We start from the raw sequence: 25,594 nt of genomic DNA, 5'->3' as shown, positions 1-25,594 counted from the left end.
GCTCCCTCTCCCTCTGGGAGAAGGCACCCTCTCCCGGAGGGAGAGGGGAGGTGCACTAGAGCTTCACGCCCTCGACGGTCTTCTTCACCGAGTCGAGGGACTTGTTGAGCTCGGCCTTCTCGGCCTCGTTGAGCTCCACCTCGATGATCTTCTCCACGCCGCCCGCGCCGATCTGCGTGGGGACACCGAAGAAGACGCCGTTGATGCCGTACTGCCCCTCGAGCAGGGCGGCGGCCGGCAGCACGCGCTTGCGGTCGAGCAGGTAGCTCTCCGCCATGGCGATGGAGCTGGAGGCGGGAGCGAAGTAGGCGCTGCCCGTCTTGTAGAGGCCCACCAGCTCGGCGCCGCCCTTGCGGGTGCGGTCGATGATGGCGTCCAGCTTGTCCTTGGCGATGAGCTGGGTGAGGGGCACGCCGCCCACGGTGCTGTGACGCACCAGGGGCACCATGTCGTCACCGTGGCCGCCGAGCACCAGGGCCTCGACGTCGCGGATGGAGCACTTGAGCGCCTCGGCCACGAAGCACTTGAAGCGGCTGGTGTCGAGCACGCCCGCCATGCCGACGACCATGTTCTTGGGCAGGCCGGAGATCTTCTGGAGCGCGAACACCATGGCGTCCAGCGGGTTGGCCACGTTGATGACGAAGGCGTTGGGGCAGTGCTGCTTGATGTTGGCCGCCACGTCCTTCATGATCTTCAGGTTGACGTCGAGCAGGTCCTCGCGGCTCATGCCCGGCTTACGGGGCACGCCGGCCGTGATGATGACGACGTCCGAGCCGGCCACGTCCTTCCAGTCGGTGGAGCCGGTGACGCGGCAGTCGTAACCGTCCACGGCGGAGAGCTGGTTGATGTCCAGCGCCTTGCCCTTGACCATGCCCTCGGCCACGGGGATGTCGTAGAGGACGACGTCGCCGAGCTGCTTCTGCACCGCGAGCAGGGCCAGGTTGCCGCCGATCTGCCCGCCGCCGATGAGACCAATCTTCTTCTTGGTGTGAGCCATGTGGGTTGTCTCCTCGTGACGACTACATGTTCTTGATGATGGCCTGGCCGAACTCGGAGCACTTCACCTCGGTCACCGTGCCCTGGCCCTCCTGGCGCATCAGGCGGGCGAAGTCGTAGGTGACCGTCTTGTTCGCGATGGCCTTGTCCATGCCCTGGATGATCAGGTCCGCGGCCTCGTGCCAGCCCATGTGGCGCAGCATCATCTCGCCAGAGAGGATGACCGAGCCCGGGTTGACCTTGTCCTGGTCCGCGTACTTGGGCGCGGTGCCGTGGGTGGCCTCGAAGACGGCGTGGCCGGTGACGTAGTTGATGTTGCCGCCCGGCGCGATGCCGATGCCGCCCACCTGCGCGGCCAGCGCGTCGGAGAGGTAGTCACCGTTGAGGTTCAGCGTGGCGATCACGTCGAACTCGTCCGGACGCGTCAGCACCTGCTGCAGGGTGATATCCGCGATGGAGTCCTTGATGATGATCTTCCCGGCGGAGACGGCGGCCTTCTGCTCGGCGTTGGCGGCGTCCTCGCTCTTGGCGGCCTTGGTGGCCTCCCACTGATCCCAGGTGTAGACCTTCTCACCGAACTCGCGCACCGCCAGGTTGTAGCCCCACTTGCGGAAGGCGCCCTCGGTGAACTTCATGATGTTGCCCTTGTGCACGATCGTCACGCTCTTGCGCTTGTGCGCGATGGCGTACTCGATCGCGGCACGCACCAGGCGCTCCGTGCCTTCCTTGGACACGGGCTTGATGCCGATGCCCACGCCCTCGGGGAAGCGGATCTTCCCGGCGTCCTTCGGGAACTCCTTCTTCAGGAACTCGAGGAACTTCGCGGCCTGGGCGCTGCCGGCCTCGAACTCGATACCGGCGTAGATGTCCTCGGTGTTCTCCCGGAAGATGGTCATATCGACCTTCTCGGGGGTCTTCACGGGGCTGGGCACGCCCTTGAAGTAGCGCACGGGGCGCAGGCACACGTACAGGTCCAGCATCTGGCGCAGCGCGACGTTCAGCGAGCGGATGCCACCCCCCACCGGCGTGGTCAGCGGGCCCTTGATACCCACCAGGTACTCGCGGAACGCGGTGACCGTCTCGTCGGGCAGCCAGTTGTTGACCGTCTTGAACGCCTTCTCGCCGGCCAGGACCTCGAACCAGGAGATCTTCTTCTTGCCCTTGTAGGCCTTCTCCACCGCCGCGTCGAAGACGGCCTGCGAGGCGCGCCAGATGTCGCGGCCGGTGCCGTCACCCTCGATGAAGGGGACGATGGGGTGATCCGGCACGGACAGCTTGCCGTTCTGCAGGGTGATCTTCTCGCCGCTCGGAGGGGCCATGAACGAAGCTCCTGACACTTGGGAAGGGTGTGACCTTGTGGGCGGCGGATGCTTTGCAACACTGGCCCCCCGCGTCAAGGATGTTCGGCTGCCCTCCGTGCGGCCTGACTTATCGGATCCAATCCCCGACAGCGCGCCGCCTGGAGTGACATGGTGCGCCACCTCCTTTTCCGGCCCTACCCCGGAGGACAGACGGGACACGTCCGTTCAGCGCCGCTCCACGTCCCACCACCCGAAGTGCATCGTCCGCTGCTCCAGGAGCTGCACCCAGCCCGGCCCGTGCTCGTAGGTACGTGGCAGGAGGCTCGCGGCCTCGAGCGCCCGGGCCGTCTCCGCGAAGGACCAGAAGTACAGCGTCACCTCCTGGTCCGCCGTCTGGACAAGGCGCCGCGCCTCCTCGTGCCCCTCCAGCCCCGGGCGGCGCTCGAGCACCGTGAAGAGCAGGCGCCCTCCGGGCTTCAGCGCCTCGGAGAGGTGGCCCAGGGTTCTCGCCAGGTCATCGCAGAAGTCGAGGCACCCCACCGCCAACCCCACGTCGAAGCGCCCGAGTTCCCCGGGCACGGGGTCGCGGTAGCTGTACACCCGGTACTCGCCCGAGGGCCGGCCCTGTCTCGCCCGCTCGATCATCTCGGGTGAGAGATCCAGGCCCACGACCTCCACGGTCGGGTCGAGCTCTCGCGTCAACTGCCCCGGGCCGCATCCCACATCGAGCACCCGCCGGCCCGGCTCCACCGTCTCCCCGAGGAACCGCTCCACCCTCCCCTCGTACCGCTGCAGGGACGGGAAGAACGCCTCGTAGGCTTCGGCGATCTCCTCGTACACCCTCCGGACTCCCTGCTCCTGCTCGTCGGTGGTTGGCATCTCGCGGGAGCGTAGACCCTCACCCCAGCCCTCTCCCAGAGGGAGAGGGAGCGACGACGGTGTTCCTCACACCGGCGGCGCGTTCGGCACGGTGATGTGGAGCTGGACGCGGCGGTTGGTGGAGCGGCCCGCCGCGGTGTCGTTCGAGGCCACGGGCGCCGACTCTCCCAGGCCCAGCACCAGCATCTGCCGCGGCGTCACGCCCCGTGACGTCAACACGCGCGCCACGGCCTCGGCGCGGCGCAGCGAGAGCGCCTCGTTGTAGGGCACCGTGCCCCGGCTGTCCGTGTGGCCCTCGATGCGGAGGTGATCCTCCGGGTACTTCACCAGGATGTCCCCGATGCGCGTCAGTTGGGCGATGGCGCTCTCGGTGAGCACGGCGCTGTCCGTTTCGAAGAGCAGCTCGCTGCGCAGGTTCAGCAGGATGCCGTGGTCCGTCCGCTGCGTCTCCGCCACCTGCTCCAGCTCTCGCGCCTGCTTGTCGAGATAGTTGCCCACGGCTCCGCCCGCCGCCGCGCCCACTCCGGCCCCGATGGCCGCGCCCTCCCAACTCCTCCCCGCCACCGCCCCCGCTCCCGCTCCCACGATGGCTCCCGCCGCCGCCCCCGTGGCGGTCCGCTTGCCGGGAGTCACACAGGCCGTTCCGCCCAGGAGCAGCGCGGGGACAACGAGCACCCAACCCTTCTTCCATGCGTTCACGTGAAGCCTCCTCGTGTGTGTCACCCTTTCGAGCGGACCTCGGGCCGAGGCATTCACACCCCCTCTGAATCGCATCGGCCGTCCGCCCGCTCCCCGGGCGGGAAGGCTCCGACGGATGCTGCGGACCGAGCGGCCGTGACGGATACTCCCGGCCGCTCATGCGCTTTCTCTCCCTCGCCGGTCCGCTCGTCTTCCTCGCCCTCGGCATGGCGTGGCTCGTCCCCGCCGTCCTCCTCACCGGTGGCGGTCCCCAGGGCATCTCCTGGTGGCGGTACGTGGGGGTCCTGGTGCTCGTCCTCGCCGTGGGCCTCGCCTGGCGCCTGGGCTCTCGTGGGCTCGCGTTGGGGACGTTCGCCGTGCTCTGCGCCGGCGTGTTCGCCTGGACGCGCACCGTGCAGCCCTCGCTCACCCGCGACTGGGCTCCGGATCTCGTCCGCGCCTCCCGCGCCGAGGTGCAGGGCTCCCGCGTCACCCTCCACGACATCCGCAACTTCCGCTACCGCAGCACCACCGACTGGGACGCCGCCTGGTACTCTGCCACCTACGACACCCGGGAGCTCGTCCGCGCCTGGTTCATCGTCGAGCCCTTCTCCGGCTTCGAAGGCGCCGCCCACACCATGGTCAGCTTCGAGTTCTCCGGAGATCGGTTCCTCTCCTTCTCCGTGGAGGTCCGCCGTGAACGCGGTGAGACGTATTCAGTCCTCGGGGGCCTGTTCCGCCAGTACGAGATCATCTACGTCGCCGGCGACGAGCGCGACCTCATCCAGCTCCGCAGCAACCACCGCCGCGATGACGTCTACCTCTACCCCGTCCGCGCCTCCCACGAGCGCACCGTCGCCTTCTTCCTCGACATGGTGCAGCGCATGAACGGCCTCCACGCCCGGCCCGAGTTCTACAACTCGTTCACCAGCAACTGCACCACCAACCTCGTGCGGCACCTCGAGAAGGTCAGCGAGACCAACGTCCCCTACGATCACCGCACCCTGCTGCCCGCCTACTCCGATTCGCTCGCCCTCGCGCTGGGGTTGATCGACTCCGACGTGGGCCTCGCCGAGACGCGCGAGCGCCATCGCATCAACACGCTCGCCCTCGCCGCCCAGGATCGTGACGACTTCTCGCTCCGCATCCGCGGGCGGGCCCCGGCCGTGAATCCCGCCGCCGCGGCCTCGGAGCCCTGATTCAGTTCGCCGCGGGCGCCGTGCTCGCCGTGATGGTCCCGGAAGCCGGAGTGATGCCTCCGAGCGCCAGCAGCTCCGACACCGTCACGAAGCGGTAGCCCTGCGCCTTCAGCTTCCCGACGACGATGTCCACCGCCTGCACCGTCCCCGGTTTGTCCTGTCCCCCATCGTGGAACAGGATGATGGAGCCCGGCCGCACCGACTCCATCACCCGCGACGTCAGCAGCCCCACGTCCTGCGTCTCGTCGTCCCTCGACACCACGTCGAAGGTGATGTGCTTGCGCCCGCTCCGCGAGAGCAGCCACGGCAGCACCACCAGCTTCTTGCCGAACGGCGCCCGGAAGAGGAGCTCCCCCTGCACCCCCAGCCCGCGCAGCAGCGCGTCCGTCTTGTCGATCTCCTCCTGGACGTAGGACGGTGACTTGAGCACCAGCCGGCGGTGCGAATACGAGTGGTTGCCCACCTGGTGCCCCTCGGCGAGCACCCGCGCCGCCAGCTCCGGGCTGCGCTCGATCCTCCGCCCCACCATGAAGAAGCTGGCCTTCACCCCGTGCCGCTTCAGGATGCCGAGGATCTCCTCCGTCTGGCCCGGCTTCGGCCCGTCATCGAACGTCAGCGCCACCACCCTCTCGGACGTCTCCACCCGGGGGTAGATCTCGCCAAAGAGCTGGTACGTCCACGACCTCGAGAGCTTCCCCAGCCCCACCAGCAGCCCCAGCCCCACGAGCGCCGTCCCCACGGCCCATCGAATCCATCGCTTCCGGTTCATTCCCGCGCACTCTGCACGAGCCGGGCCCGGCTTCCCTCCCCGGCTGACGGCCGAGGTGTGGCTCTCCGGGCACACCGCTCGCGGGCCGGAGGACGCGCAGAGAGCGTCGCCGCCCGCATGTCCGCTCGCCATGTGGGCCTGCGAGCCACTCCACGCCCTTCCCATCCACGAGCGCACGGGCCTACTTCGCAGGTCTGGTCGTCCGGGCCAAGGTGTTGAATAATCCGGGAATCATGCAACAGGCAGTATTCCCGAATACCTCCGGCTCGATGGGCCCCCGGCTCCTCGCCGACTACCTCCGCGAGGATGCCGCCACCCGCGAAGCCGACGTCGCCCGGTTCATCTGCGTGGCGGCGTCGTGCTTCGTCGCCGCGACCCTCCTGCTGGGACCGGCCCTCGGTTGGCCCCGCGCCCTCGCCGTGGCCGGCATGACCGCGGCCTACGGGGGTTATTACGGGGTGCTCTCCCGGGTGCTCCGGCGCGGGTGGTTCCATCCCGCCATCTGCTGGATCAACGTCTCCCTGGAGATCTCCGTCGGCGTCTTCGAGTTCCTGCTCGATCTGCACTTCGAGAACGCCGAGCAGGCCCTCACCAACCCCACCTCGCTCCTGTGGGGCGCCTTCATCATCCTCGCGTCCATGCGCTCCAACCGGGGCCTGGCCATCTACGCCGGAGCCCTCGCCGCCATCTCGTCGCTGCTGCTGTACTGGCTGCTGGCCTGGCCGCGGCTTCAGGCCCCCGTGCCCCTGATGCTCTCGCCGCCGCTCATCACCCTGCGCGCCCTGTACCTCTTCCTCACCGGCTGCGTCGCGGCGCTCGTGGCCAGCCACCTGCTGCGCAAGGCCGAGGAGGCACTGCGTGCCGTGCGCGCCAGGGATCTGCTCGGCAAGTACTTCCTCCACGAGCGGCTGGGCGTGGGCGGCATGGCCGAGGTCTTCCGCGCCACCTACAGCCCCGAGGGCGGCTTCGAGAAGCGCGTCGCCCTCAAGCGCATCCTCCCCACCCATGCCGGGGATCCCCACTTCGTCACCCTCTTCCGGCGCGAGGCGGAATTGGGCTCGCTGCTGCACCACCCCAACATCGTCCAGGTGCTCGACGTGGGCCGCTTCGGCGACACCTACTTCATGGCCATGGAGTTCATCGAGGGTGTCTCATTGCGCGAGCTGCTCAGGGCCCGGGGGCCGCTCCCCCTGGCCGCGGTGACGTACCTCGGCGCCGAGCTCGCCGCGGGGCTCGACTACGTCCACCACCGCACCGCGAGCGACGGCACGCCGCTCAACCTCGTGCACCGGGACATCAACCCGCCCAACATCCTCCTGTCGCGCATCGGCGAGGTGAAGCTGGGGGACTTCGGCATCGCCCGCGCCGCCCACCACGTCTCGCTCACCCTGGCGGGCCGGGTCGTCGGCAAGCCCGGTTACATGGCCCCGGAGCAGGCCCGGGCCGAGCCGTTCGACGCACGCGCGGATCTCTTCGCGCTCGGCCTCACGCTGTACGAGGCCCTCACCGGCCGCCACGTCATCCCCTGCGAGGCGCGTCAGGACGCCCGCTGGGGCTTCACCCCGAGGTCCTTCCCCCCTCCGTCCGCCTTCCGCCCGGAGGTGCCTCCGCTGTTGGATGTCATCGTCCTGGAGCTGCTCCACTGGGAGCCGCGGGAAAGGACTCCGGCAGCGCAGCGGCTGCGCGAGCAGTTGTGCGTGCTGACCGACGAGGCCGCGCCCTATCCCCGGGGGCAGGCCCTGCTGGCCCGCGCCGTCCACGAGCTGCTCGCCAGCAGGCAGGCGGAGCCCGCCGTTCCCCAGGTGGAGCGGGAGCCCGAGCGGCGTGTGACCCGGCTCCGGCCGGGCCCGGTGCTGCCCACGAGGAACCTGGCCCAGACGCGCCTGGACTTCCGGCCGTCCCGCCCGCTCCCGGCCGTGGCCGAGCGGACGCGAGGCTGAGACGCCCGGCCGCCCGCGCTCACTCGAACTCGAGCGCGCGCTGGAAGTCCGCCGGGTTGGTGGCCGCGCCCTGCGCCGTCTCCAGGCTGATGATGCCCTGCTTGTAGAGCTGGCTCAGGTGCTGATCGAAGGACTGCATGCCGAACATGTCCCGGCCCTTTTCGATCACGTCCTTGAGCTCGTTGGCCCGGTCCTCGCGGATGTACTGCTCCACCGACTTGGTCTGGACCATGATCTCCAGCGCCACGGTGCGTCCCTTGCCGTCCGCCTTCGGCAGCAGCCGCTGCGAGACGGTCGCCTTCAGGCTGTCGGCCAGGCGCATGCGCACCATCGTCTGCTCCTCGGCGGGGAACACCGAGATGAGGCGGTTGATGGTCCGCGAGGCGTCCGTCGTGTGCACCGTCGAGAGCACCAGGTGGCCCGTCTCCGAGGCCTTGAGCGCGATGTCGATCGTCTCCGTGTCGCGCATCTCGCCTACCAGGATCACGTCCGGGTCCTGACGCAAGGCGGCGCGCAGGGCGATGGCGAAGTTCTCCGTGTCCGGGCCGATCTCCCGCTGGGAGATGGAGGACTTGTGGTTCTTGTAGATGAACTCGACCGGGTCCTCGATGGTGAGGATGTGCAGGTTCTCGGTGCGGTTGATCTGATCGATCATCGCCGCGAGCGTGGAGCTCTTGCCCGAGCCCGTGGCACCCGTCACCAGCACGAGGCCGCGATCGTTGCCGGCGATCGTCTTGAGCACCTGCGGCAGCCCCAGCCCGTCGATGGTGGGGATCTCATCCGGGATGATGCGCAGGATGCACGCCAGCGTGCCCCGCTGCCGGTAGATGTTCACCCGGAAGCGCGCCACCCCCGGCAGGCCGTACGAGGTGTCGTACTCCTGCAGGCTGTCCACCTGGGTCTTCGTCAACGGATCGCTGATGATGTGGAGCGCGACCTGTTTGGTGTGGTCCGGATGGAGCTTCTCCATCTTCAGCGGCCGCAGCACACCGTTGACCCGGTAGATGGGAGGATCTCCCGGCCGGAAGTGGATATCCGAGGCGCCATTCTGCACGCCGACCGTGAGCAGTTTGTTGAGTGTCGCCAGATCCAGGGGAGTGACCTCTCTCGTCGGCCGGGGATTCTAGGCCAAAGCACCCCGGGCCAGCCAAGAACCTGACGCGGTTCCTCCCCCCACCCCCTCCGGGCCCCCCCGGGATTCACCGGGCCGTCACACCCGGTGCATCTGGTACGCGCCAGGGAATCCAGGTAGTAGAATGTTCCGTCCCCGGGCTCCCTTCAGGCGAGGTTCCCCTGTTCCAGGTCAAGGTCGCTCAGTCGAAGACGCACGTGGAAGTCTCCCTGGAAGGCTCCATCCGCGCGGAAGAGATGCAGCAGTTCGTCGAGCAGGCCGTGAGCGCCGTGAAGTCGCTGGCGGAACACGGGCGGATCGTCAGGGCCCTGGCCGACCTGCGCCAGCTCCGGACCACCTCGCCCGAGGCGGCGGAGATCCTCCGCCAGGGCCAGGAAGCCGCGATGAAGGCGGGCATGCGGCGGATCGCCGAGATCGTCGGCAGCGAGCTCACCGCGCTCCAGCTCAACCGCATCGCGCGTGGCAGCGGCATGGACCGCATCCTCCGCCGCTTCAATGATGAGGAAGCGGCCCGCGCCTGGCTCTTCGAGCCCGACGACGCGCTCGACGCCGCGTGACTCAGCGCCAGCCTCCCTCCAGCAGGAGTGGAGTGGGCGCCGGAAGACGTGATACGCGGCGGGAGCACCATGAGTTCCTCCTCGCCCCCGCGAAGTGCATCTTACTGGGGTGCGCTGCGTTTGCCGCTGTACCGCTCGCTGTGGATCTCCGCGTTCGTCTCGAACCTTGGAACGTGGCTCGAGCGCGTCGCCGTAGGTGTCTATGTCGCTGAGTCGACCGGCCGTTCAGGCTGGAGTGGCCTGGCCGCGGCCGCGCTCTTTCTTCCCTCGGTGGTGATGGCTCCAGTAGGGGGAGCGCTGAGCGATCGCTTCGACCGCCGCACCTATCTGCTGACCGTCGTCTGGATTCAGATTCTCGTCAGCGCGCTGCTCACCTTGCTGGCATTTCGCGGGCAACTCTCGATGCCCGTGTTGCTGATTCTGTTGGTAGGCATCGGATGCTCGGCGACGATGATGTGGCCCGCCTTCAACGCCATGCTGACCGAGCAGGTCCCCGAGGCAGTGGTGCGGAGCGCCATCGTGCTCCATTCGGGGCAATTCAACCTCGCGCGCATGGTGGGCCCCGCCATTGGCGCCGCGGTCATCGCGGTAGGCGGTGTGCCATGGGCCTTTGCCCTCAACACGCTCAGCTTCCTGGCCGTTCTCCCCGTCGTGATGCGGCTCGAGCCCCAGCGGCCAGGGCCTTCCGGGAGCGAGCCGCTCTGGGTTCAAATCCGGCAAGGCCTCGATGCGGCTCGAGCGGAACCTGGAATCCGAACGTCGTTGACCTTGTCCATCAGCGCTTCCTTGCTGGTCGCGCCGTTCATGGGTCTGGTGCCGATCTTCGTGATTCGCGATCTGCATTCCGACGCGGCGGGAGTTTCGCTGCTCATGACGGTGCAGGGGCTCGGAGCGGTGATGGCGGCCGCGGCCTCCACGGCGGGCATGGAGATTTTCGGTACGCGCAGGTGGATTGCTGGCGCCGCGATCGCGCTGATGATTTTCGAACGCGTTGTTCTGGCTCATGCCGACCGTCCCGACAGCGGCGATGGCGATGACCCTTCTCGGTGCGGCCTATCTGGCGATGATGAGCGGAGGGAAGAGCGTCTCCTTGTCACGAGCGCCCCGCTCCATCCGCGGCCGGGTAGCGAGTCTGTATACGGCCGGAGTGGATGGTGCCTACGGTCTCGGCGTCGCCATCATCGGAGGGCTGGGAGACCTCATCGGCGTGCGTGCCGCCTCGCTGCTCGGAACCGCGGCCTTCGCCACCCTCGTGCTCACGTGGGGGAGACGAAGCGGAGTGCTCCTTCCCGAGCTGGCGGAAACTCCGGAGCCGGTGCGCCGCACGCCCACGGCGGAGGTCGAGCCCTGAAAACGCGAGCCGAGCCCCCTTGAACAGGGCCGGGAGGGTTGCTCTACAGTGCGCGGCACCGCACGGGGGTGCGGCCCCTTCTCCTCCCAGGACGCTCCTTGTCTGCGCTGCGACTCCTCGCGGTCCTCCCTCTCGTGCTGGCCTTGCTCGCCGGCTGTGACTCCCCGCCGCCCGCCTCCACGAGCACGGTGCGGCTCGCCGTCTCCACGCCCTCGGCCGTGCCGGGCGACGTCTCGCGCGTCACCGTGACGGTGTCCGGTCCCGACATGGCCATGCGCTCCGCCGACCTCGTGCTCACCGAGGGCGCCTGGGGCGGCGTGCTGGGAGACATTCCCGCGGGCACGCACCGCACCTTCCTCGCCCAGGCCTTCACCCCGGCCAACACCTTGCGCTACGAGGGCCGCGCCGAGAACGTCACCCTCAGCGCGGGCACCACGGGGCGGGTGTCCCTCACCCTCCACGAGCTCTCCACGCCCTTCACCAACGAAGCGCCCCTCGTCGACGCGCTGGTGGCCAGTGCCTCCCGCGTGCCGGTGGGCGGCACCGTCTCCCTCTCGGTCCGCGCGCATGACCCCGACGCGAGCGACACGTTGAGCTACGCCTGGTCGGCGCCCTCGGGCACCTTCTCCGCGCCAGGCCTGGCGAACACCACCTGGACGGCTCCCTCCTCCCAGGGCCAGGTGCACCTGTCCGTCCGCGTGAGTGACTCGCGCGGCATGGCCCTCTCGGTGGGCCTGGCCGTCACCGTCCTGGCGGATGGCACCGCGGCCAGTTGGATCGCGACGGGGCGCCTGGTCACGGCCCGCTACCAGCATGCGACGGCTCCGCTGCCCGGGGGCAAGGTGCTCGTCGCGGGGGGCTACCGCTACAGCACCCTCCTGACGTCGGCCGAGGTGTACGCTCCGGCCACGGGCACCTGGAGCCCCACCGGCTCCCTGGCCACGGCGCGCTACGCGTCTACGGCGACGCCACTCGCCAACGGTCAGGTGCTCGTCGCGGGAGGCATTGGCGCCAATCCCCTGGCGTCGGCCGAGGTGTACGACCCGGCCACGGGCACCTGGAGCCCCACCGGCTCCCTGGCCGCTCCTCACTTCCATCACACGGCGACCCCGCTCCCCGATGGCAAGGTGCTCGTCGCGGGCGGATACCAGTCCTATGGCACCAGCGCCACCACGGCCGCGGCGCTGTACGACCCGGCCTCGCGCACCTGGAGTCTCACCGGCTCCATGAGCCTGGGACACCACCACCACACGGCGACGCTGCTCCCCAGCGGTCAGGTGCTCGTCGTGGGCGGCGAATACACCGGGACAGCGCCTCCCAGGGCGGAGCTGTACGACCCGGCCTCGGGCACCTGGCGCTCCGCGGGCAACCCGTCCGTCCAGCGCGAGAGCCACACGGCGACACTGTTGCCCGATGGCAAGGTGCTCATCGCCGGAGGCTTCGGCAGCGCGGTCTCCCTGAAGTCGGCCGAGCTGTATGACCCGGCCACGGGCACCTGGAGCCCCACCGGGAGCCTGAACTCCCCCCGCCACTTCCACACGGCGACGCTGCTGCCCGACGGCAAGGTGCTCGTCGCGGGGGGCAACAGCGTCAGCGCCAGCGGCAATGAAATCCTGGCGACGGCGGAGGTGTACGACCCGGCCACGGGCACCTGGAGCCCCACCGTCAACATGCTCTCCGCACGCCGGATACATGGTGCGATGCCCCTCGCCTCGGGCCAGGTGCTCGTCATGGCCGGCTACGGCAGCTTCGACTACCTGGCGACGGCGGAGCTGTACACGACTCCGGCCACGAGCCCTTGAGGCGGCGCCCCTGAGCGCCTCGCGTGCGACCCCTTTCTCCCACAGGATCTTCCGTGTTCCGACTGCCTCCCTCCGCGGTGCTCCCGCTCGTGCTCGCCCTGCTCGTGGGCTGTCCCGATTCCCCGCCGCCGCCCCCCGGTACGTCCTCCACCGGCACGATGCGGCTGCTCATCGCCACGCCCACCGCGGCGCCCGGTGACATCTCGCGCGTCACCGTGACGGTGTCCGGTCCCGACATGGCCTCGCGTTCCGCCGACCTCGTCCTCACCGACGGCACGTGGGGCGGCCTCGTCGGGGAGATTCCGGCGGGCGCGGACCGCACCTTCCTCGCCCAGGCCTTCACCTCCTCCGACACCCCGCGCTACGAGGGCCGTGCCGAGAACGTCGACGTGCTCGCCCACACCACGGGGCTCGTGTCCATTACCCTCCAGGAAGCTCACCCCGCCCCCGCCCTTCACCAACGAGGCCCCGGTGGTGGACTCCCTGGTGGCCAGTCCCGCCTCCGTGGTCACCGGCGGCACCCTCTCCCTCACCGTCACCGCGCATGACCCGAACGCGGGCGACACGGTGAGCTACGCCTGGTCGGCGCCCTCGGGCACCTTCTCCACGCCAGCGCAGGCGAGCACCACCTGGACCGCGCCCTCCACCCCCGGCCTCGTGCGCCTGACGCTCACCCTGAGCGACTCGCGCGGCGCGAGCCTGGCCACGTTCGTCGACGTGACGGTCTCCCCGGCCAGCGGCGCCGGGGAGGTGGTGGTGGGCTTCAACTCCGCCCCCACGCTGGTGGGCCTGACCTCCTCCCAGTCCCTCCTGGACGTGGGCCAGACGACAGCGCTGTCCGTGCTCGCCCATGACGCGGAGGGCGACACGCTCGGCTACCAGTGGAGCGCCACGTGCGCGGGCACCTTCACGGGCGCCACCTCCGCCGGCGCCACCTTCACGCCCTCGGCCCTGCCCCCGGCGGCGTGCAACAACTGTCAGGTGAGCGTGGTGGTGAAGGACGGCCGGGGAGCACAGAACACGGGCAGACTCGCGCTGTGCGTGGCGGCGGGTCCCCGGAGCGCGCCGCCCACGGTGACACACTCCTTCCAGTCGAGCCTGACGGCGAAGGACGCGCAGACGCTCACCTTCGAGGTGGGGGCGAGCGACCCGGCGGGCTCCGCGCTCACCTTCGCCTGGGCGGCCCACCTCGGCACGTTCGGCACGCCCACGTCGGACGCCTCCGGCAGCCGGGTGGGCTGGACGGCGCCCGTGTGCCTCCTGCCGGGCACGAGCCCCAGCCCCACCGCCACCATCACCAATGCCTTCGGACTCCAGGTGACCCGGAGCTTCACGGTGACGGGCCCGCCGGCATGCGGTTCGACGCGCTGGCTCCCCAGGGGCGCGATGAGCCTGTCGCGTGACCGCCATACGACGACGCTGCTCTCCAACGGCCTGGTGCTCGTCGCGGGGGGCGCCCATCGCGGCGGCCATACGGCGAAGGCGGAGGTGTACAACCCGGCCTCGGGCACCTGGAGCCCCCTCGCGGAGATGGCCTCGGCGCGCTCCTGGCATACCGCGACGCCGCTCTCCACCGGCCAGCTCCTCGTCGCGGGGGGATACGGCAACAGTGGCGTCCTGGCGACCGCGGAGCTGTACGAGCCGGCCACGAGCACCTGGAGCAGCACCCGCGCCCTGTCCCTGGCGCGCTACTACCACACGGCGACCCGGCTCTCGTCGGGCAGGGTGCTCGTCGCGGGAGGCCAGGCTGGCGGTGGCGCCCCCCTGGCGACGGTGGAGGTGTACGACCCGAGCACGGGAAGGTGGAACGCGACGGGGGCCCTGACCACCGCCCGCCGCTGGCATACGGCGACGCTGCTCTCCAATGGCAAGGTGCTCGTCGCGGGCGGGTACGGCACCACCCCCCTCGCGACGGCGGAGGTGTATGACCCGGCCACGGGCACCTGGAGCCCCACCGGTTCCATGGCCACACCGCGCAAGGACCACACGGCGACGCCGCTCTCCAACGGCAAGGTGCTCGTCTCGGGAGGAAGCAGCGACAGTGGCGTCCTGGCGACCGCGGAGCTGTACGATCCGGCCACGGGGACCTGGAGTCCCACCGGCGCCATGAGCTCGGCACGCAACGACCACACGGCGACCCGGCTCACGTCGGACCGGGTGCTCGTCGCGGGGGGATTCAACGGCAGCAGCTACCAGGCGACGGCCGAGGTGTATGACCCGGCCACGGGAACCTGGAGCGCCGCGCCCTCCATGTCCTCGCCGCGCCTCGAGCATGGGGCCACGTTGCTGCCCAATGGCCAGGTGCTCGTCGTGGGAGGACGGGACAGCGGCAGCAGCAACCTGGCGACGTCCGAGGTGTACGACCAGTTGCCCGCGAGCCCCTGAGCCCTCGGGGGGACGCATCCGCGCCTCAGCGGAGTCGAGGTGACTCCCTCCATGCCGAGGCCGTCAGCCGCCTACAGCATCTGTGCCGGCCCGGCGCGCTCCGGACTCGTCTCCGTCCTGCGCGGCACGGAGGGCGCGGCTCGGAGCGGCGGGTAACTTCTAGTGGAGGCGGCGGGAATCGAACCCGCGCCGGGCGGTGCGAAACTCCCAGCAGAATCGCGCCCTTACCTCGCAACCGCCCGGAATGCTTGGGAGTCGGTATCCCGCCGCGTCCCCTCCTGTCCCGCCCCGTTCCAGGTCATTCCGCACGCTCCTGCGACATACGTGCAACATGGCGGGCCCCTGCGGGAGCCGGTCATCCTCCCAGGACGCAAACGGGGGATGTGTCGGGCCCGACGCCCACCCGGGCATTCGATAACGCCACGAGCCAGTTCCGGCAGGGGCACATTACTGGCCAGTCGCCCCTCGGGCAGAGCATCTGTGGCAGCGATGCTGGAGAGTTGGAGCCGCCGAGAAGGCGATGGGCTTGATCCGTAGTGTGGATTCACTTCTTTGCTGCACGAGGACTCACGGTAAACTGACTGACGAACACCTCCTCAGTTAGCTTGAAGTGGGCCAGGAGTTGGGCCACCTCTGTTTCAGTACCGTATCGCGGTTTTGAAGCTACCGCTTTGGCAAACTCCCGAAACGCAGTTCTCAATGCGCCTAGATGGGCCGTCGTGATGACGCGTGCGTTGGGGTGCATTGTGGCTGCATATTCAATTATAGAGGCAGGATGCACCATGATGGGGGTGGCCGTGCAGGTTGGTCCGTACTTATCCGTGAACCAAGTCATGGAGCCTGTGAGTTGATTGCAGTAGTCCTTGGCGATGGTGTCGACGGTTGCGCCATTCTTGCATTCGATAACGTAGAACTTTTGCCTTCCCAGGCTCCACAGCACATCGGGTCCTCTACCAGTTGTGCCTTCCGGAGTCTGACTAAGGTATCCGATTGCAAGAGCGAGGTCTGCAAGGGTCTTCTCGAAAACCGGCGCTGTGCCCGGTTTGAATATGAGCGCCTCAAGGTAGGCGTTCATCTGGAGAATGAAGGTGTTCGGGTTCGGATAGTTTTGGCGCAGATGGTGCAGGCAGAGGTTTGCTTGCTCCGCCAGATGGCTTGGCAGTTTGGTGTATTCGATGCCCTCCAGCGGGCGCGGTGTAATCTGAGGATTAAGGCGAACAGCTTCCTTGAGTATTAGCTGTGACTGCACTGCGTCGGTGTGATGCTGATATTCGGCCATTTGCAGCATCAACCAAGCTTTTGTCTTGTCGGTTTTTTCGGCATTTACGGCACTCTGCATCGCGGACTGTGCGTCGCGATAGTCGCCATTGACGGCAGAGTTGAAGGCGCGTCGTTGACTTAGTGCTATGTGGCTGGTCTGGCCCGTTGCGTATTTTGCGCCAACAATGGCTGCCTTGGACGCCTGGATCCAGTCGGGGTCTCGCTTGATAAACTGCCGGACGGCTTGGTGGATATCGTTAATGCTTGGATTGTTGAACTGCTTGGCAAGTTGCTCCGACAGCTCAAGTTGCGCTCTGGTGGCAGCGCTAAAGAACGACTTCGCGTTTCGCGCATAGAGGTGGCTTGTCAAAGAGCGCCCCATCAGAAATACGGCGCAGTAGTCCTCGTTGGACCGAATGCCACGTCCCATTCCTTGCTCAATTCGCTGTATGGAACCTCGAATAACTTGGTCGCTGCCGAAGAGCATGCCCTGTTCGATCTTTTCAAGACGGCCTCGGACATCTGGAAGCCCATCGATCGCAAGGATGCGGCAGGCATCGTCTGGAAGGTCGATACCGTCATACTTGTTCACGAGCACCACTAACCCAACTTGGCCCTGCCTGAGTTTTGCGACTCCCGCTTGAAGATCGTCGGTGCTAAGTGTGGCTGCGGCTACGTCCGCCCAGTACTTGGCGCGAAATTTGGATGGAACGATCACAACAACGTTGACTGTTTGGGCACAGTGCTTGAGGTACTCTTTGACTTGGTCGTCGGTAAGGGATGGATTGAGTTCTTGCGGAACAAGAATCATCCGGTCCCCAATATCACCGGAACTCTCCGGATGGATCGGCTTTTGAACTGATTCGGGCGCTGCGTCGAAGTGCGTCACGAGCACGCTGTCGTCGCTGACTGTGGCGCTCATAAAGATGCGGCGCTGTGCTGATTGAAAGCTGGGGATCACCGAAATTGGGAGGCAGCGTAAGGAGATTTCTGCCTCTCCTTCGCCGAACACGCATTCGCACAGATTCAGGTGGTCCTTGATTAGAGGATACCTAAACAGGGCAATATCTTTGTGTTCTTTGTTGTCCTTGTCCTTGTCGTTCTTGAACGTGCGAACGAACTCGCGAAGGATCTGCTGGACTTGTTGTTGTTTGCTTGCCCACGCCCAATACGGGACAAGCATGTTTCTATTGGGCTCTTGTTCGGTGATTTCTGTTGCCCCAGAAAGAGACTGATGCTCAAGATCTGAGCTGAAGAGCTTTAGGAGGTCTTTGTAGGCTTGGGCGGGTGAGACGAGTTTAATTGAGAATTGCTCTTCGGTTTCGGCGAGGCATGCGTGAACGTCGTCGATTACGACGCTTCCAATGGGGATTTCGACCCCTTCGCTGCCAACGCCGAAAACGGATTGCCCGTTGATGAGCTTGTGGACATTGATTACGAGAATGGCCTTTCCGCTCATGACGCGCGGCGATCGAGCATCCTCCGTAAGCTCAAGCCCAAGGTCGCGTCCTTCTTTGATGACTTGCTGGACGAGGTAGGGCGTCGGCGTTACGTACACCGCTGGTCCTGCCCCTTCGTTCAAGCAGCTCTTGAGAATGAGCAATCCGACGACGGTTTTCCCGCTGCCGGTGTTCATTTTGATGGTGAGATCGCGTTCGTTGCGTCGGCTAAACCATTGGTTCCAGACGTCGGCTTGAACGTCGCGTGGATACTGGTAGCGGGGCGCCTTAGCCGGAAGAACATTGAAGAGATCCCGAGGGACGATAAGCTTGTCTGCCGCGCTACCGCCACCCAAGCTTTTAAAGTCCATCGCGTCGTCTCCCTACGTTCTTGCCCTGGCTGCGGCGGGTTCTCTCTCGGCCGACACAGCTAGGGTTGGCCTGCTGACACGTTAATGAGGCTGCCTGGGCTTGCCATTCAAGGGCCGACCTGCACGAGGATTGGTTGTCCGTAGCTCGGTACGGCATATATGCGAGGGCCTCTTTGCTTGGCTGCCCAGCGCCTATGGCCCTGTAGCCATGACTGTGTGGCTCATCGCTGCCGGGGCCATGTTGAACGTGTAGCTCTCTCCCTGGCAGAACATGCAGCTCGCCCCCCCCCGCTGCCGGGGTCCTGTGCTGGGAATGCTTCGGCAGGGGGCAGCAGCTCTACCGGCGGCGAGGGCTCAACCAGAGTGATTACAACAGTGCCAGTCGAGGCAGGAGCGGCCTGTATGCTCGGCCCCCCTCCAGCCACAGGCGAGCGGTCGAATGTCCCAGCGCTGCTCGCGAGAGTGCGTCCGCTGGCCCCGCTACCGCCATGGGAGTCCTCCACAGGTCCGAGCTGCGGCTGTCGTGTGCCGTTTCCTCCACCAGCCCCGAGGCCAGCAGCCACGCCGCTGGAGCCTCCTGGCGCGATCCAGGTGCGCGCCTCACCGTTTCACCGACCGGGGCCACGGGGCCGTGCAACCTAGCGCCCTAGAGCCTGCACTGCCCCCGAGCTTTGGCTGCCCGCTGCGTTCTCGCTCGCCCTGGCCCGAGTTGCGGCTGCGGCAACCCTGGCCCCCTTGCCTTCCCCCGGCGCGCTCGTTCGTAGCTGTCAGGGCAACCCTTCATACTCCGAGCGGCCCCGCCAGGACCCGCCAGGTCCTAGCTCGAATGGAGGACCCCATGCGTTTCCGAGCCTGCCTTGTACTTCTGCTGTTGGCCTCAGCCTGCGCGAGCGCGCCCGCCCCGCAGTCGATGCCACGGCCCCATGCCTTCGCGTCGGCTCCCACCTCGGGCCCGCGTATCCGGTTCGTTTCCGCGCCGATGGAGCCGACACCGGAACGGTCGTGGATTGTAAAGCCGGACCTGGACAAGGCCAGGGCACTGCTATCTCGGGCACGCCAAGACATCGAGCCGCGTCAGTGGGAACAGTTGGACCGCAAGCTCACCGCTGCGGAACGGGCCTTCGAGCGCTTCTCGCGCGCCGCGAAAGCGAGCGGGCAAGCCGCCGAGGTGGTGAGGGGGGCGGAGGGTGTCGCGCAGGCGGGACGCGCCAGGACGCTGGCTGAATTCATCCCCCGGGTGGGCCCGTTGCTCGTGGGCCTCGTCCTGCTCTACCCCTCCAGCACCGCCGGGCCGGAGATCGACCGTCGCCCGGAGTGGGTCGACGCTCAGCGGGAGTACGAGGCGCGACTGCTGGACGTAGCGGAGGAGTCACGGCGGCTCATGGAGGAATTCGAGCGTCAGGAAGCAGAGGAGGTCGTGCTGGACGTTGATTCGGACCCGGTTGCGGCGGTCACGGCTCCTACCCCTTGGTGGAAAAAGACCAATCCGGCGACGGGTAAGCCCTACACCAGCAAGGAGGAGTACGACCGGGTCCCCCGCCACGCGGATCAGACCTGCAAGAACAGCCGGCTCGACGAGCTTCAGGCGGAGAAGGATGAGCTCAGCGCGTCAATTCCCCCCTTCGATCCGAAGGCGCCCGACTCGACGAACAAAAAAAGGCTGGATAAGGTGCCGTGCTCCAGGATCCGGTTGCGTCTTGAAGCGATGAAGAAAGTTCTGGAGAAGCGGTGGGAGATTCAGAAAGAGTGCTTTGGAGGCAAGCCTGACCAATCACACGATAAAACAATGATCCAATTCGAACAGGGCATCGCGAATATCAAGAAACTCGAAGCAAAGAATTGTGCCCCTGGTCATCCGATGGCGGAGAAGTGAATTATGTCGAAAGAACTCTTCGCAGCGATCGAGCAGCACGATACGGCCCGGGTCAAGGCGCTGCTGGCGGGGGGGGCCGATCCGAACGAGCCGCAGCCGGAGCCGCCGGGGTTGCGTCCGCTGCAAGTGGCCATCTACGAACTCTCCGATGGGGGCGAACTCGACGTGCTCCTAGCGCTCCTTGAGCACGGCGCGGACGTCAACGCATGGGACGTCGAGCGAGACAAGACCCCCTTGTTGGTGGCGGCCTGCGAAAACGAGCTGGCGGCAGTCGAAGCGCTCGTGAAGGCGGGGGCTGAGCCCAACGTGTGCAGCAGTGAAGGAGTCACGCCGCTGCGGACGTGCGCGCAGGTGGGCAATCTGAGGATGGCCTCGCTTCTCTTGGGCGCGGGGGCGACTCGGACGATCAACGACTGGGGCGGGCTGACCGGATACACCGCGCTCGGACACGCGGCACGTCGGCTGGACCTCCCCATGATCAAGCTGCTTCTCGACGCGGGCGCCGATCCGAGGGCCCCGGACGAGGACGGCCTGCCCGCCCACTACCGTCTGCCGCCGCGTGCTGAATCCGATTCTCAGACATGGGACGCCGCGTTCGAACTGCTCGGAGGAGCGAAGGACCGCATGCCGTAGAATGGCGGGCGCTCCACCCCTTGCGGCTCGGCACGGCTCGCGCTGGCCGCACTCAGGGCCCCTTCGCTTTCCTCTCGGGGAAGATGACGTTCTCAAGGGTGAAGGTGCGCGGCCCCTGTGCTTCCCATAGTTTGAGGGTGCAGGGGCAGCCGAGCTGCGCGCGCTCTCCCTTGATGCCCACCACGACGGCTCCGGCACCATTCGCGGGGATGGGCGCCAGTGGCCAACGGGCAAGCTCCACCTGTTCCCCCGCCGAGTCCACCAGCGCCGCCCCCGCCAGCGTCCAGGGCTCCGCGCCGGGGTTCGTAAGGCTCAGCCGCACAGCCACGCTTGCCGGGTGGGTCTCCCCCGTGGGCGTGTAGCTGTAGCTCCAGGCTTCATCGAGCCCCAACGCGTTGGCTGGCTGCTTCCTCACCTTCAAGAGAATGTTATCAGACGACACGACCCCGGCCCCCTCCAGCCACACGGCCCCCATGAGTCCGCCCGGCTCCCCACGCTCGGCCAGAAGCCGCGCCTTGTCCTCCTGGCACTGGCGCGCTTCGGCCTGTGCTTCGTCGCGTTCTTTCTCGCACACGTCTGGCGGGCGCGGCTTGCGGAATACCTCCACGCGCCGCGTCCCCCGTGCCGCATGGCCCACGAGCCAAAAACTCGCGGTTGCCGGTGCCGCGCCATCCCTGAGGCATCCCCTCATATAAGGCCGAAAGCTTCACGGAAAACGAGCTGTTCACAGACGAGTTGGGCGAAGCGCTCAATGAGAGGCCGCAACTGGGCTTCGGGCATATTGGGCAGAGCCTGGTAGTACATGCAGCCCTGGCGGAAGAGGGAGTAGGTGCGCTTCTTGGAGGTGTTGGCTTTGAGGTGGCGCTCCATACCCAGGCTCTCGCCAGCAGCCCCCAGCAGCGTCAGCAGGGCACATGCGAAGGCACTCAGTAGCAGCAGCCTGTCACGCCTGTCCGTCTCCGCGATTCGGAAGGAGGACAGGCCCATGCCAAAGCGCAAATCCTTCACGTCCCTGAAACTCTCCTCGATGGTGAATCTCCCGCTGTAGAGAGTCACCACCTGGGCTCCGGAACTCTCCCCCAGGCTGGTTGCCAGACACCAGGGCTCCTTCATGCCCTTCTTCTTCACGCATACCACCGCGGCGACTTCCACCTCATCGGCCGTGACGCGTGCTCCCTTGAGCTTGCGCAGGTGGCCTGAGGTGGGCACCCACTCCGCTGCCGTCCGGCGCTCTCCCTGCGCGCTGGTGACGATGATTCGCTGGCGGAAGCGCACCACGTACTCGAAGCGCAACTGCTCGAGCAGGGCATAGAGTTTCTGGTCAGCGAAGCCCCGGTCGGCCAGAATCGTCACCTTCACCTCGGGCGCAATCAACTCCCGCAGCCGCAGCAGGACGCTGTCTTCGGCGTCATTGCGCATTCCCTTGAGCGCGGACTTGTGGACCGTCAGCCACACCAGGGGCGTGGAGCGCCCGTGTCCTGTGCGCAGCGAGGCCACCAGCGTGGTGTGGTCGTCATCGTCGAAGTCCGTCCAGTCCAAGGCCACCACAGCCTCAGTTCGCTGTCCCATGACGTAGGGCACCCAGAGAGAAAGCAGGTGCCACACGTCCACTCCCGTGTTGGACAGCAACCTGTCCACCTGCTTCACCCCGTGCTTGCCCTTCTTCCCCCTCGCCACTGCCAGCGCCTGCCCGATGGCGTACACCGAGAGGCTCGCGGCGTGGATGACGCCCAGCGTCGCCAGGGAGAGCGACAGGACTCTCTTGGCGTGGAGGTCTTCTCCGAAGAGTCCGGCGAGGAATTCATGCACCTGCTGTTCGTTGATGGCTTGAGTACCCACTTCTCCGGTAACATCCATGACACTACTGCTCAAACCACTTGGCCAGATACACGCTTCCTCGCCTGCTTGCTAGATGAGGGGATGCCTCAGGGCGTCGCTCGCATCGGAAAAACCCTCCGCATCCGCCGCGCTGCCCTGCTAGAGTGGACAGCCGGTAAGGGCCGTGATTCTGCGCTCGGGAGTCGGAAATGAGTGTCAGATTGCGGAAGTGGCAGAACAAGGCAGGGAAGGTCGAGGAGGCTTGGCAAGTGGACTTCATGTTCCACCACCCGGACGGACGGCGACAGCGAGTCGTGAAGTTCTCGCCCGTGCAGACGCGCCGGGGTGCCGAGCAGTACGAGCGCGAATTGCGCGCCTCCCTCCTCAATGGAACCTTCGGAAAGGAGAACAACGGGGAGCGCCCTATGACGTTGGCGGAGTTCGCCCCGCGCTTCCTCACCTACAGCGAGAACAACAACAAGCACTCCAGCGTCGTCAGCAAGAGCCAAATCCTAGAGTCTCACATCCTGCCGTTTTTCGGGGAAATGGCGCTGGCTGCCATTGGCCCGGCTGAGATGGAGGATTTCAAGGCTGTCATGCGCAAGAAGAAGTCGGCAGCGCGCGCCCGGAAGGAGGCCCCCACGCGGGCAGCCCTCCGCAAGCGCAACGGTGAGGAACCGAAGCCGCTGAGCCTCAAAATCATCAACAACGTGTTGACGGTGCTGAGCAAGCTGCTGGCGGTCGCGGAAGAACAGCGGGTCATCGAGCAAGCCCCGCGCGTGAGGCTCTTCGCGAAGCTGCCGAAGCCGCCCTTTGATTTCCTCACCTTCGAGGAGGCAGAACGCCTGCTCAACGCCGCCGAGCCGGAATGGCGAGCGCTGCTGCTGGTGGCGCTCAAGGCGGGGCTGCGGCAAGGGGAGCTGATCGGACTCCAGTGGGGCGACGTGGACTTCCAGCGAGGCAAGCTGCACGTCCGCCGTACCATCTGGCGCGGAGTCTCGGGCTTGCCCAAGGGCGGACGCGAGCGGACGGTGGAACTGCCGGGCTCGGCAGTGGACGCACTCAAGGGACACCGGCACCTGCGCGGCCCTTACGTGTTCTGCCAGGAGGACGGTCGGCCGCTGACTGACGGGCTGCTCAAGCTGCCGCTGCGCCGGGCCCTCCAGCGGGCGGGCATCACTCGCGAGCAGGGCCGCATCGGCTGGCACGACCTGCGGCACACCTACGGCAGCCACCTCGCCATGAGGGGGATACCGCTGACGGTCATCAAGGAACTGATGGGGCACGCGACCATCGACATGACGGAGCGCTACGCCCACCTGAGCCCGGACACGCGCAGAGAGGCGGTCGGGGTTCTCGACCGGCCCTCTGCGCCCGCGTGCGACATACGTGCAACACGGATGGAGGAAGCTGCTAACCACCCGTAAGCACGGCGTAAAAAAGTGGAGGCGGCGGGAATCGAACCCGCCGCTGGAGGCATCCGGCGAGAACTCTCGAGAGCGTTCGAGGGCGGTTTTCGTAGAACCTCCGGGGCCGTTTGCGCCGCCCCTGCCCCATCCCGAGTGTGTTGAGCGCCCGGGCCCGTTAATCCAGATCGTTGCTCGGGTTCTCCGGCTCGCCCTCCTCATCGATGACCCACACGTCCCAGGTGTCATCCGAGTCCAGATTGCCGTAGGCGCAGATGGAATAGCCCTCCTCAGGCCTCTTACCCACGGAGGTGAGGCCCTGGCACGGCGAGGGCACCGGCGCCACCTCGCAGCCCTCCTTGTCACAAGGCAGGCACTGCCTGCCCATGCAGTAGGTGTAGCGGCGGCCCGGCTCGGGCGCGAAGCCAATCTCCTCGAAAGTGCGGCCCCACCGGTCCTTCTCCTGGAGGTAGGCGCGCTGAGCCGCGAAGGCGGCCTTGAGGTTGGCCTTCGCCTCCGCCTGCTTGGAGCGGGCCTGGAACTTCACGAAGTTGGGGATGGCGATCGCGGCCATGATGCCCACCAGGGCCACGGTGGTGCCGCCGCTGGACATCTGCTCGGACACGTCCTTCACCGCGCCCTCGGGGATGGTGAGCGCCAGGAAGAAGCTGTCCTGGGTGGAGGACATCTGCAGGGACTGGCGCGCCTGGGCCCAGTAGCCCTTCTCGTCCACCACGCGCTCGGCGGTGAGGCCGGTGGAGGCCTCCCTCAGCGAGGCCGGCGCGGCGGGATCCTGAGCCAGGGCGCGCTGCACCTCGGCCAGCCCGGCGGCGAGGCGCTGGCGCACCTCGGCCTGGTGCGCGTCATAGTCCGAGAGCGCCTTCTTCACCACGGCGTCGATCATCCCCACGTCCTTCGGCGCGACGCCCTCCAGGTTCAGCGACAGGCGAATGGAGTCCCGGCCCGTGAAGGCCATGCGCCCGCGGCCCTTGGCGCCCAGGTCCACGCGCAGGCCCACGAGCAGCGGGGCCTCCCCGGCCGCGGCGGCGGGAGCGGTGACGGGCGGCAGCGCCTCGAAGGAGGACAGGGCCGTGGGGGAGCCGAACAGGATCAGCCCGCGGCGGGGACGGATGCACATGGGCAGGCCCACCTCGGCACTCTCCACGCACAGGTCCTGCCCGCGCAGGGAGACACGCACCTCGGCGCCCTCGCGCGTCATGTCCTCGGTCACGGCGCGCATCAGCGCGATGAGGCCGGAGAGCAGCTGGGCGTTGTCCGGCGCGCCCTCATCCACCGCCAGCGCGCCCACCGCCACCTGGGGAATCACCCCGGGGCCATCGGTGAGGAAGCGATCCGAGGGGACGAGGAAGGCGATGCGGCGCACATTGGGCCACTTCGCCCACTCGCGCAGCAGGGCGGCCACCACGGCTCCCCGGGCGAACTTCTGCGCCTCCGGGCCCTCTTCCGCGGCCAGGAGGGCCATGGCGCCGGAGGCCACGGAGGCCAGCTGGTGCATCGTGAAGCCCTTGCCCGCGAGGCCCAGAGCCTCGAAGGCGTCCAGGTTGACGGCCAGCGCGGCGCCGGGGCCGGGCGCTTCGGCACGAGCAAACACCGCGGCGGCCTCGGCCGACAGCGGAGGAGGAGGAGGAGGCGGCGGCGGAGTGGGAGGAGCGGCCGGGGTGGTGGTGCAGCTCATCCAGAGCGCGGCGAGGAGGACGGTGAGGCTCAGACGCATGAAGGGCTCCAGGAGGGGAATCCCGGCGGTGTCTAGTGGAGTGTCCGACAAGTTTTTCAACATAATCGGG

20 protein-coding genes and 1 pseudogene are annotated in these 25,594 nt (G+C 67.2%); 11 read left to right on the top strand and 10 right to left on the bottom strand.

What is annotated here, in order from left to right:
- Positions 1-55: 55 nt before the first annotated feature.
- The 4 genes from mdh to ACN28I_RS04150 form a co-directional block, all read right to left on the bottom strand.
- Complete coding sequence (gene mdh, locus ACN28I_RS04165; RefSeq protein WP_420940856.1) at positions 56-997, bottom strand: malate dehydrogenase; 942 nt, start codon at positions 995-997, stop codon at positions 56-58.
- Positions 998-1,019: 22 nt separating this feature from the next.
- Entirely contained in the window at positions 1,020-2,315 is a 1,296-nt protein-coding gene (gene icd, locus ACN28I_RS04160; RefSeq protein ID WP_420940855.1) for an NADP-dependent isocitrate dehydrogenase, read from the bottom strand.
- A 207-nt stretch (positions 2,316-2,522) separates the two neighbouring features.
- The gene (locus ACN28I_RS04155) at positions 2,523-3,176 is read right to left on the bottom strand and encodes a class I SAM-dependent methyltransferase (RefSeq protein WP_420940854.1); all 654 of its coding nucleotides are present in this window, start codon (positions 3,174-3,176) and stop codon (positions 2,523-2,525) included.
- Between the two features lie 66 nt (positions 3,177-3,242).
- Positions 3,243-3,875, bottom strand: coding sequence for an OmpA family protein (locus ACN28I_RS04150; protein ID WP_420940853.1), 633 nt, complete (start codon positions 3,873-3,875; stop codon positions 3,243-3,245).
- Positions 3,876-4,033: 158 nt separating this feature from the next.
- Here ACN28I_RS04150 and ACN28I_RS04145 point away from each other — a divergent pair, with 158 nt between their 5' ends.
- Entirely contained in the window at positions 4,034-5,053 is a 1,020-nt protein-coding gene (locus ACN28I_RS04145) for a DUF4105 domain-containing protein (RefSeq protein WP_420940852.1), read from the top strand.
- 1 nt (position 5,054) lies between these two features.
- Here the strand turns inward: ACN28I_RS04145 and ACN28I_RS04140 are convergent, their stop codons facing one another.
- Positions 5,055-5,822: a polysaccharide deacetylase family protein gene (locus ACN28I_RS04140; protein WP_420940851.1), complete on the bottom strand. Its 768-nt coding sequence runs from the start codon at positions 5,820-5,822 to the stop codon at positions 5,055-5,057.
- 233 nt (positions 5,823-6,055) lie between these two features.
- On the opposite strand from ACN28I_RS04140, the gene ACN28I_RS04135 reads away from it, so the two are divergent.
- Complete coding sequence (locus tag ACN28I_RS04135) at positions 6,056-7,762, top strand: serine/threonine-protein kinase (protein WP_420940850.1); 1,707 nt, start codon at positions 6,056-6,058, stop codon at positions 7,760-7,762.
- Between the two features lie 19 nt (positions 7,763-7,781).
- Here the strand turns inward: ACN28I_RS04135 and ACN28I_RS04130 are convergent, their stop codons facing one another.
- Positions 7,782-8,855: a type IV pilus twitching motility protein PilT gene (locus ACN28I_RS04130; protein WP_420948562.1), complete on the bottom strand. Its 1,074-nt coding sequence runs from the start codon at positions 8,853-8,855 to the stop codon at positions 7,782-7,784.
- A gap of 236 nt (positions 8,856-9,091) precedes the next feature.
- Between ACN28I_RS04130 and ACN28I_RS04125 the strand changes: the two genes are divergently transcribed.
- From ACN28I_RS04125 to ACN28I_RS04100, 6 genes and pseudogenes are all read left to right on the top strand, one after another.
- Positions 9,092-9,451 carry an STAS/SEC14 domain-containing protein gene (locus tag ACN28I_RS04125; RefSeq protein WP_420940849.1) on the top strand — a complete coding sequence of 120 codons (360 nt, stop codon included), beginning with the start codon at positions 9,092-9,094 and terminating at the stop codon, positions 9,449-9,451.
- 69 nt (positions 9,452-9,520) lie between these two features.
- Positions 9,521-10,372, top strand: a pseudogene (locus ACN28I_RS04120) (MFS transporter); the annotation flags it as partial.
- Between the two features lie 112 nt (positions 10,373-10,484).
- Positions 10,485-10,802 (top strand): hypothetical protein, encoded by a 318-nt coding sequence (locus ACN28I_RS04115; RefSeq protein WP_420948870.1) that lies wholly within the window; start codon positions 10,485-10,487, stop codon positions 10,800-10,802.
- A gap of 98 nt (positions 10,803-10,900) precedes the next feature.
- On the top strand, positions 10,901-12,604 hold the full coding sequence (locus ACN28I_RS04110) for a kelch repeat-containing protein (RefSeq protein WP_420940848.1): 1,704 nt from the start codon (positions 10,901-10,903) through the stop codon (positions 12,602-12,604).
- Positions 12,605-12,657: 53 nt separating this feature from the next.
- Positions 12,658-13,152: a hypothetical protein gene (locus ACN28I_RS04105; protein WP_420940847.1), complete on the top strand. Its 495-nt coding sequence runs from the start codon at positions 12,658-12,660 to the stop codon at positions 13,150-13,152.
- Positions 13,076-14,989, top strand: coding sequence for a kelch repeat-containing protein (locus ACN28I_RS04100; RefSeq protein WP_420940846.1), 1,914 nt, complete (start codon positions 13,076-13,078; stop codon positions 14,987-14,989). Before ACN28I_RS04105 ends, ACN28I_RS04100 begins: the two co-directional genes overlap by 77 nt.
- 544 nt (positions 14,990-15,533) lie before the next feature.
- Here the strand turns inward: ACN28I_RS04100 and ACN28I_RS04095 are convergent.
- The gene (locus ACN28I_RS04095) at positions 15,534-18,059 is read right to left on the bottom strand and encodes a DEAD/DEAH box helicase (RefSeq protein WP_420940845.1); all 2,526 of its coding nucleotides are present in this window, start codon (positions 18,057-18,059) and stop codon (positions 15,534-15,536) included.
- An 838-nt stretch (positions 18,060-18,897) separates the two neighbouring features.
- Here ACN28I_RS04095 and ACN28I_RS04090 point away from each other — a divergent pair.
- Together ACN28I_RS04090 and ACN28I_RS04085 are read left to right on the top strand one after the other, a co-directional pair.
- A complete protein-coding gene (locus tag ACN28I_RS04090; protein ID WP_420940844.1) occupies positions 18,898-19,932 on the top strand; it encodes a hypothetical protein in 1,035 nt (344 codons plus the stop codon).
- 3 nt (positions 19,933-19,935) lie between these two features.
- Positions 19,936-20,565 carry an ankyrin repeat domain-containing protein gene (locus ACN28I_RS04085; RefSeq protein WP_420940843.1) on the top strand — a complete coding sequence of 210 codons (630 nt, stop codon included), beginning with the start codon at positions 19,936-19,938 and terminating at the stop codon, positions 20,563-20,565.
- 52 nt (positions 20,566-20,617) lie between these two features.
- Here the strand turns inward: ACN28I_RS04085 and ACN28I_RS04080 are convergent, their stop codons facing one another.
- On the bottom strand, positions 20,618-21,256 hold the full coding sequence (locus ACN28I_RS04080; protein WP_420940842.1) for a DUF2381 family protein: 639 nt from the start codon (positions 21,254-21,256) through the stop codon (positions 20,618-20,620).
- Positions 21,253-22,404 carry an IS4 family transposase gene (locus ACN28I_RS04075; protein ID WP_420948561.1) on the bottom strand — a complete coding sequence of 384 codons (1,152 nt, stop codon included), beginning with the start codon at positions 22,402-22,404 and terminating at the stop codon, positions 21,253-21,255. Before ACN28I_RS04075 ends, ACN28I_RS04080 begins: the two co-directional genes overlap by 4 nt.
- A gap of 188 nt (positions 22,405-22,592) precedes the next feature.
- Here ACN28I_RS04075 and ACN28I_RS04070 point away from each other — a divergent pair, with 188 nt between their 5' ends.
- Positions 22,593-23,810, top strand: a complete 1,218-nt coding sequence (locus ACN28I_RS04070) for a tyrosine-type recombinase/integrase (protein WP_420940841.1) — start codon at positions 22,593-22,595, stop codon at positions 23,808-23,810.
- Between the two features lie 157 nt (positions 23,811-23,967).
- On the opposite strand, the gene ACN28I_RS04065 is transcribed toward ACN28I_RS04070, so the two are convergent.
- Entirely contained in the window at positions 23,968-25,524 is a 1,557-nt protein-coding gene (locus ACN28I_RS04065; RefSeq protein ID WP_420940840.1) for a type IV pilin protein, read from the bottom strand.
- Positions 25,525-25,594 lie beyond the last annotated feature (70 nt).

The organism is Archangium gephyra, assembly GCF_049060025.1.
Taxonomy (GTDB): Bacteria; Myxococcota; Myxococcia; order Myxococcales; family Myxococcaceae; genus Archangium; species Archangium gephyra_A.
This window is presented reverse-complemented; position numbering and strand designations above follow the sequence as displayed.

Bases quoted from the DNA above. Each gene is read 5' to 3' on its own strand.
- ACN28I_RS04095 (WP_420940845.1), bottom strand. From the start codon at position 18,059: ATGGACTTTAAAAGCTTGGGTGGCGGTAGCGCGGCAGACAAGCTTATC.
- ACN28I_RS04140 (WP_420940851.1), bottom strand. From the start codon at position 5,822: ATGAACCGGAAGCGATGGATTCGATGGGCCGTGGGGACGGCGCTCGTG.
- ACN28I_RS04155 (WP_420940854.1), bottom strand. From the start codon at position 3,176: ATGCCAACCACCGACGAGCAGGAGCAGGGAGTCCGGAGGGTGTACGAG.
- ACN28I_RS04070 (WP_420940841.1), top strand. From the start codon at position 22,593: ATGAGTGTCAGATTGCGGAAGTGGCAGAACAAGGCAGGGAAGGTCGAG.
- ACN28I_RS04145 (WP_420940852.1), top strand. From the start codon at position 4,034: ATGCGCTTTCTCTCCCTCGCCGGTCCGCTCGTCTTCCTCGCCCTCGGC.
- ACN28I_RS04065 (WP_420940840.1), bottom strand. From the start codon at position 25,524: ATGCGTCTGAGCCTCACCGTCCTCCTCGCCGCGCTCTGGATGAGCTGC.
- ACN28I_RS04090 (WP_420940844.1), top strand. From the start codon at position 18,898: ATGCGTTTCCGAGCCTGCCTTGTACTTCTGCTGTTGGCCTCAGCCTGC.
- ACN28I_RS04085 (WP_420940843.1), top strand. From the start codon at position 19,936: ATGTCGAAAGAACTCTTCGCAGCGATCGAGCAGCACGATACGGCCCGG.
- icd (WP_420940855.1), bottom strand. From the start codon at position 2,315: ATGGCCCCTCCGAGCGGCGAGAAGATCACCCTGCAGAACGGCAAGCTG.
- ACN28I_RS04135 (WP_420940850.1), top strand. From the start codon at position 6,056: ATGCAACAGGCAGTATTCCCGAATACCTCCGGCTCGATGGGCCCCCGG.
- ACN28I_RS04080 (WP_420940842.1), bottom strand. From the start codon at position 21,256: ATGAGGGGATGCCTCAGGGATGGCGCGGCACCGGCAACCGCGAGTTTT.
- mdh (WP_420940856.1), bottom strand. From the start codon at position 997: ATGGCTCACACCAAGAAGAAGATTGGTCTCATCGGCGGCGGGCAGATC.
- ACN28I_RS04115 (WP_420948870.1), top strand. From the start codon at position 10,485: ATGACCCTTCTCGGTGCGGCCTATCTGGCGATGATGAGCGGAGGGAAG.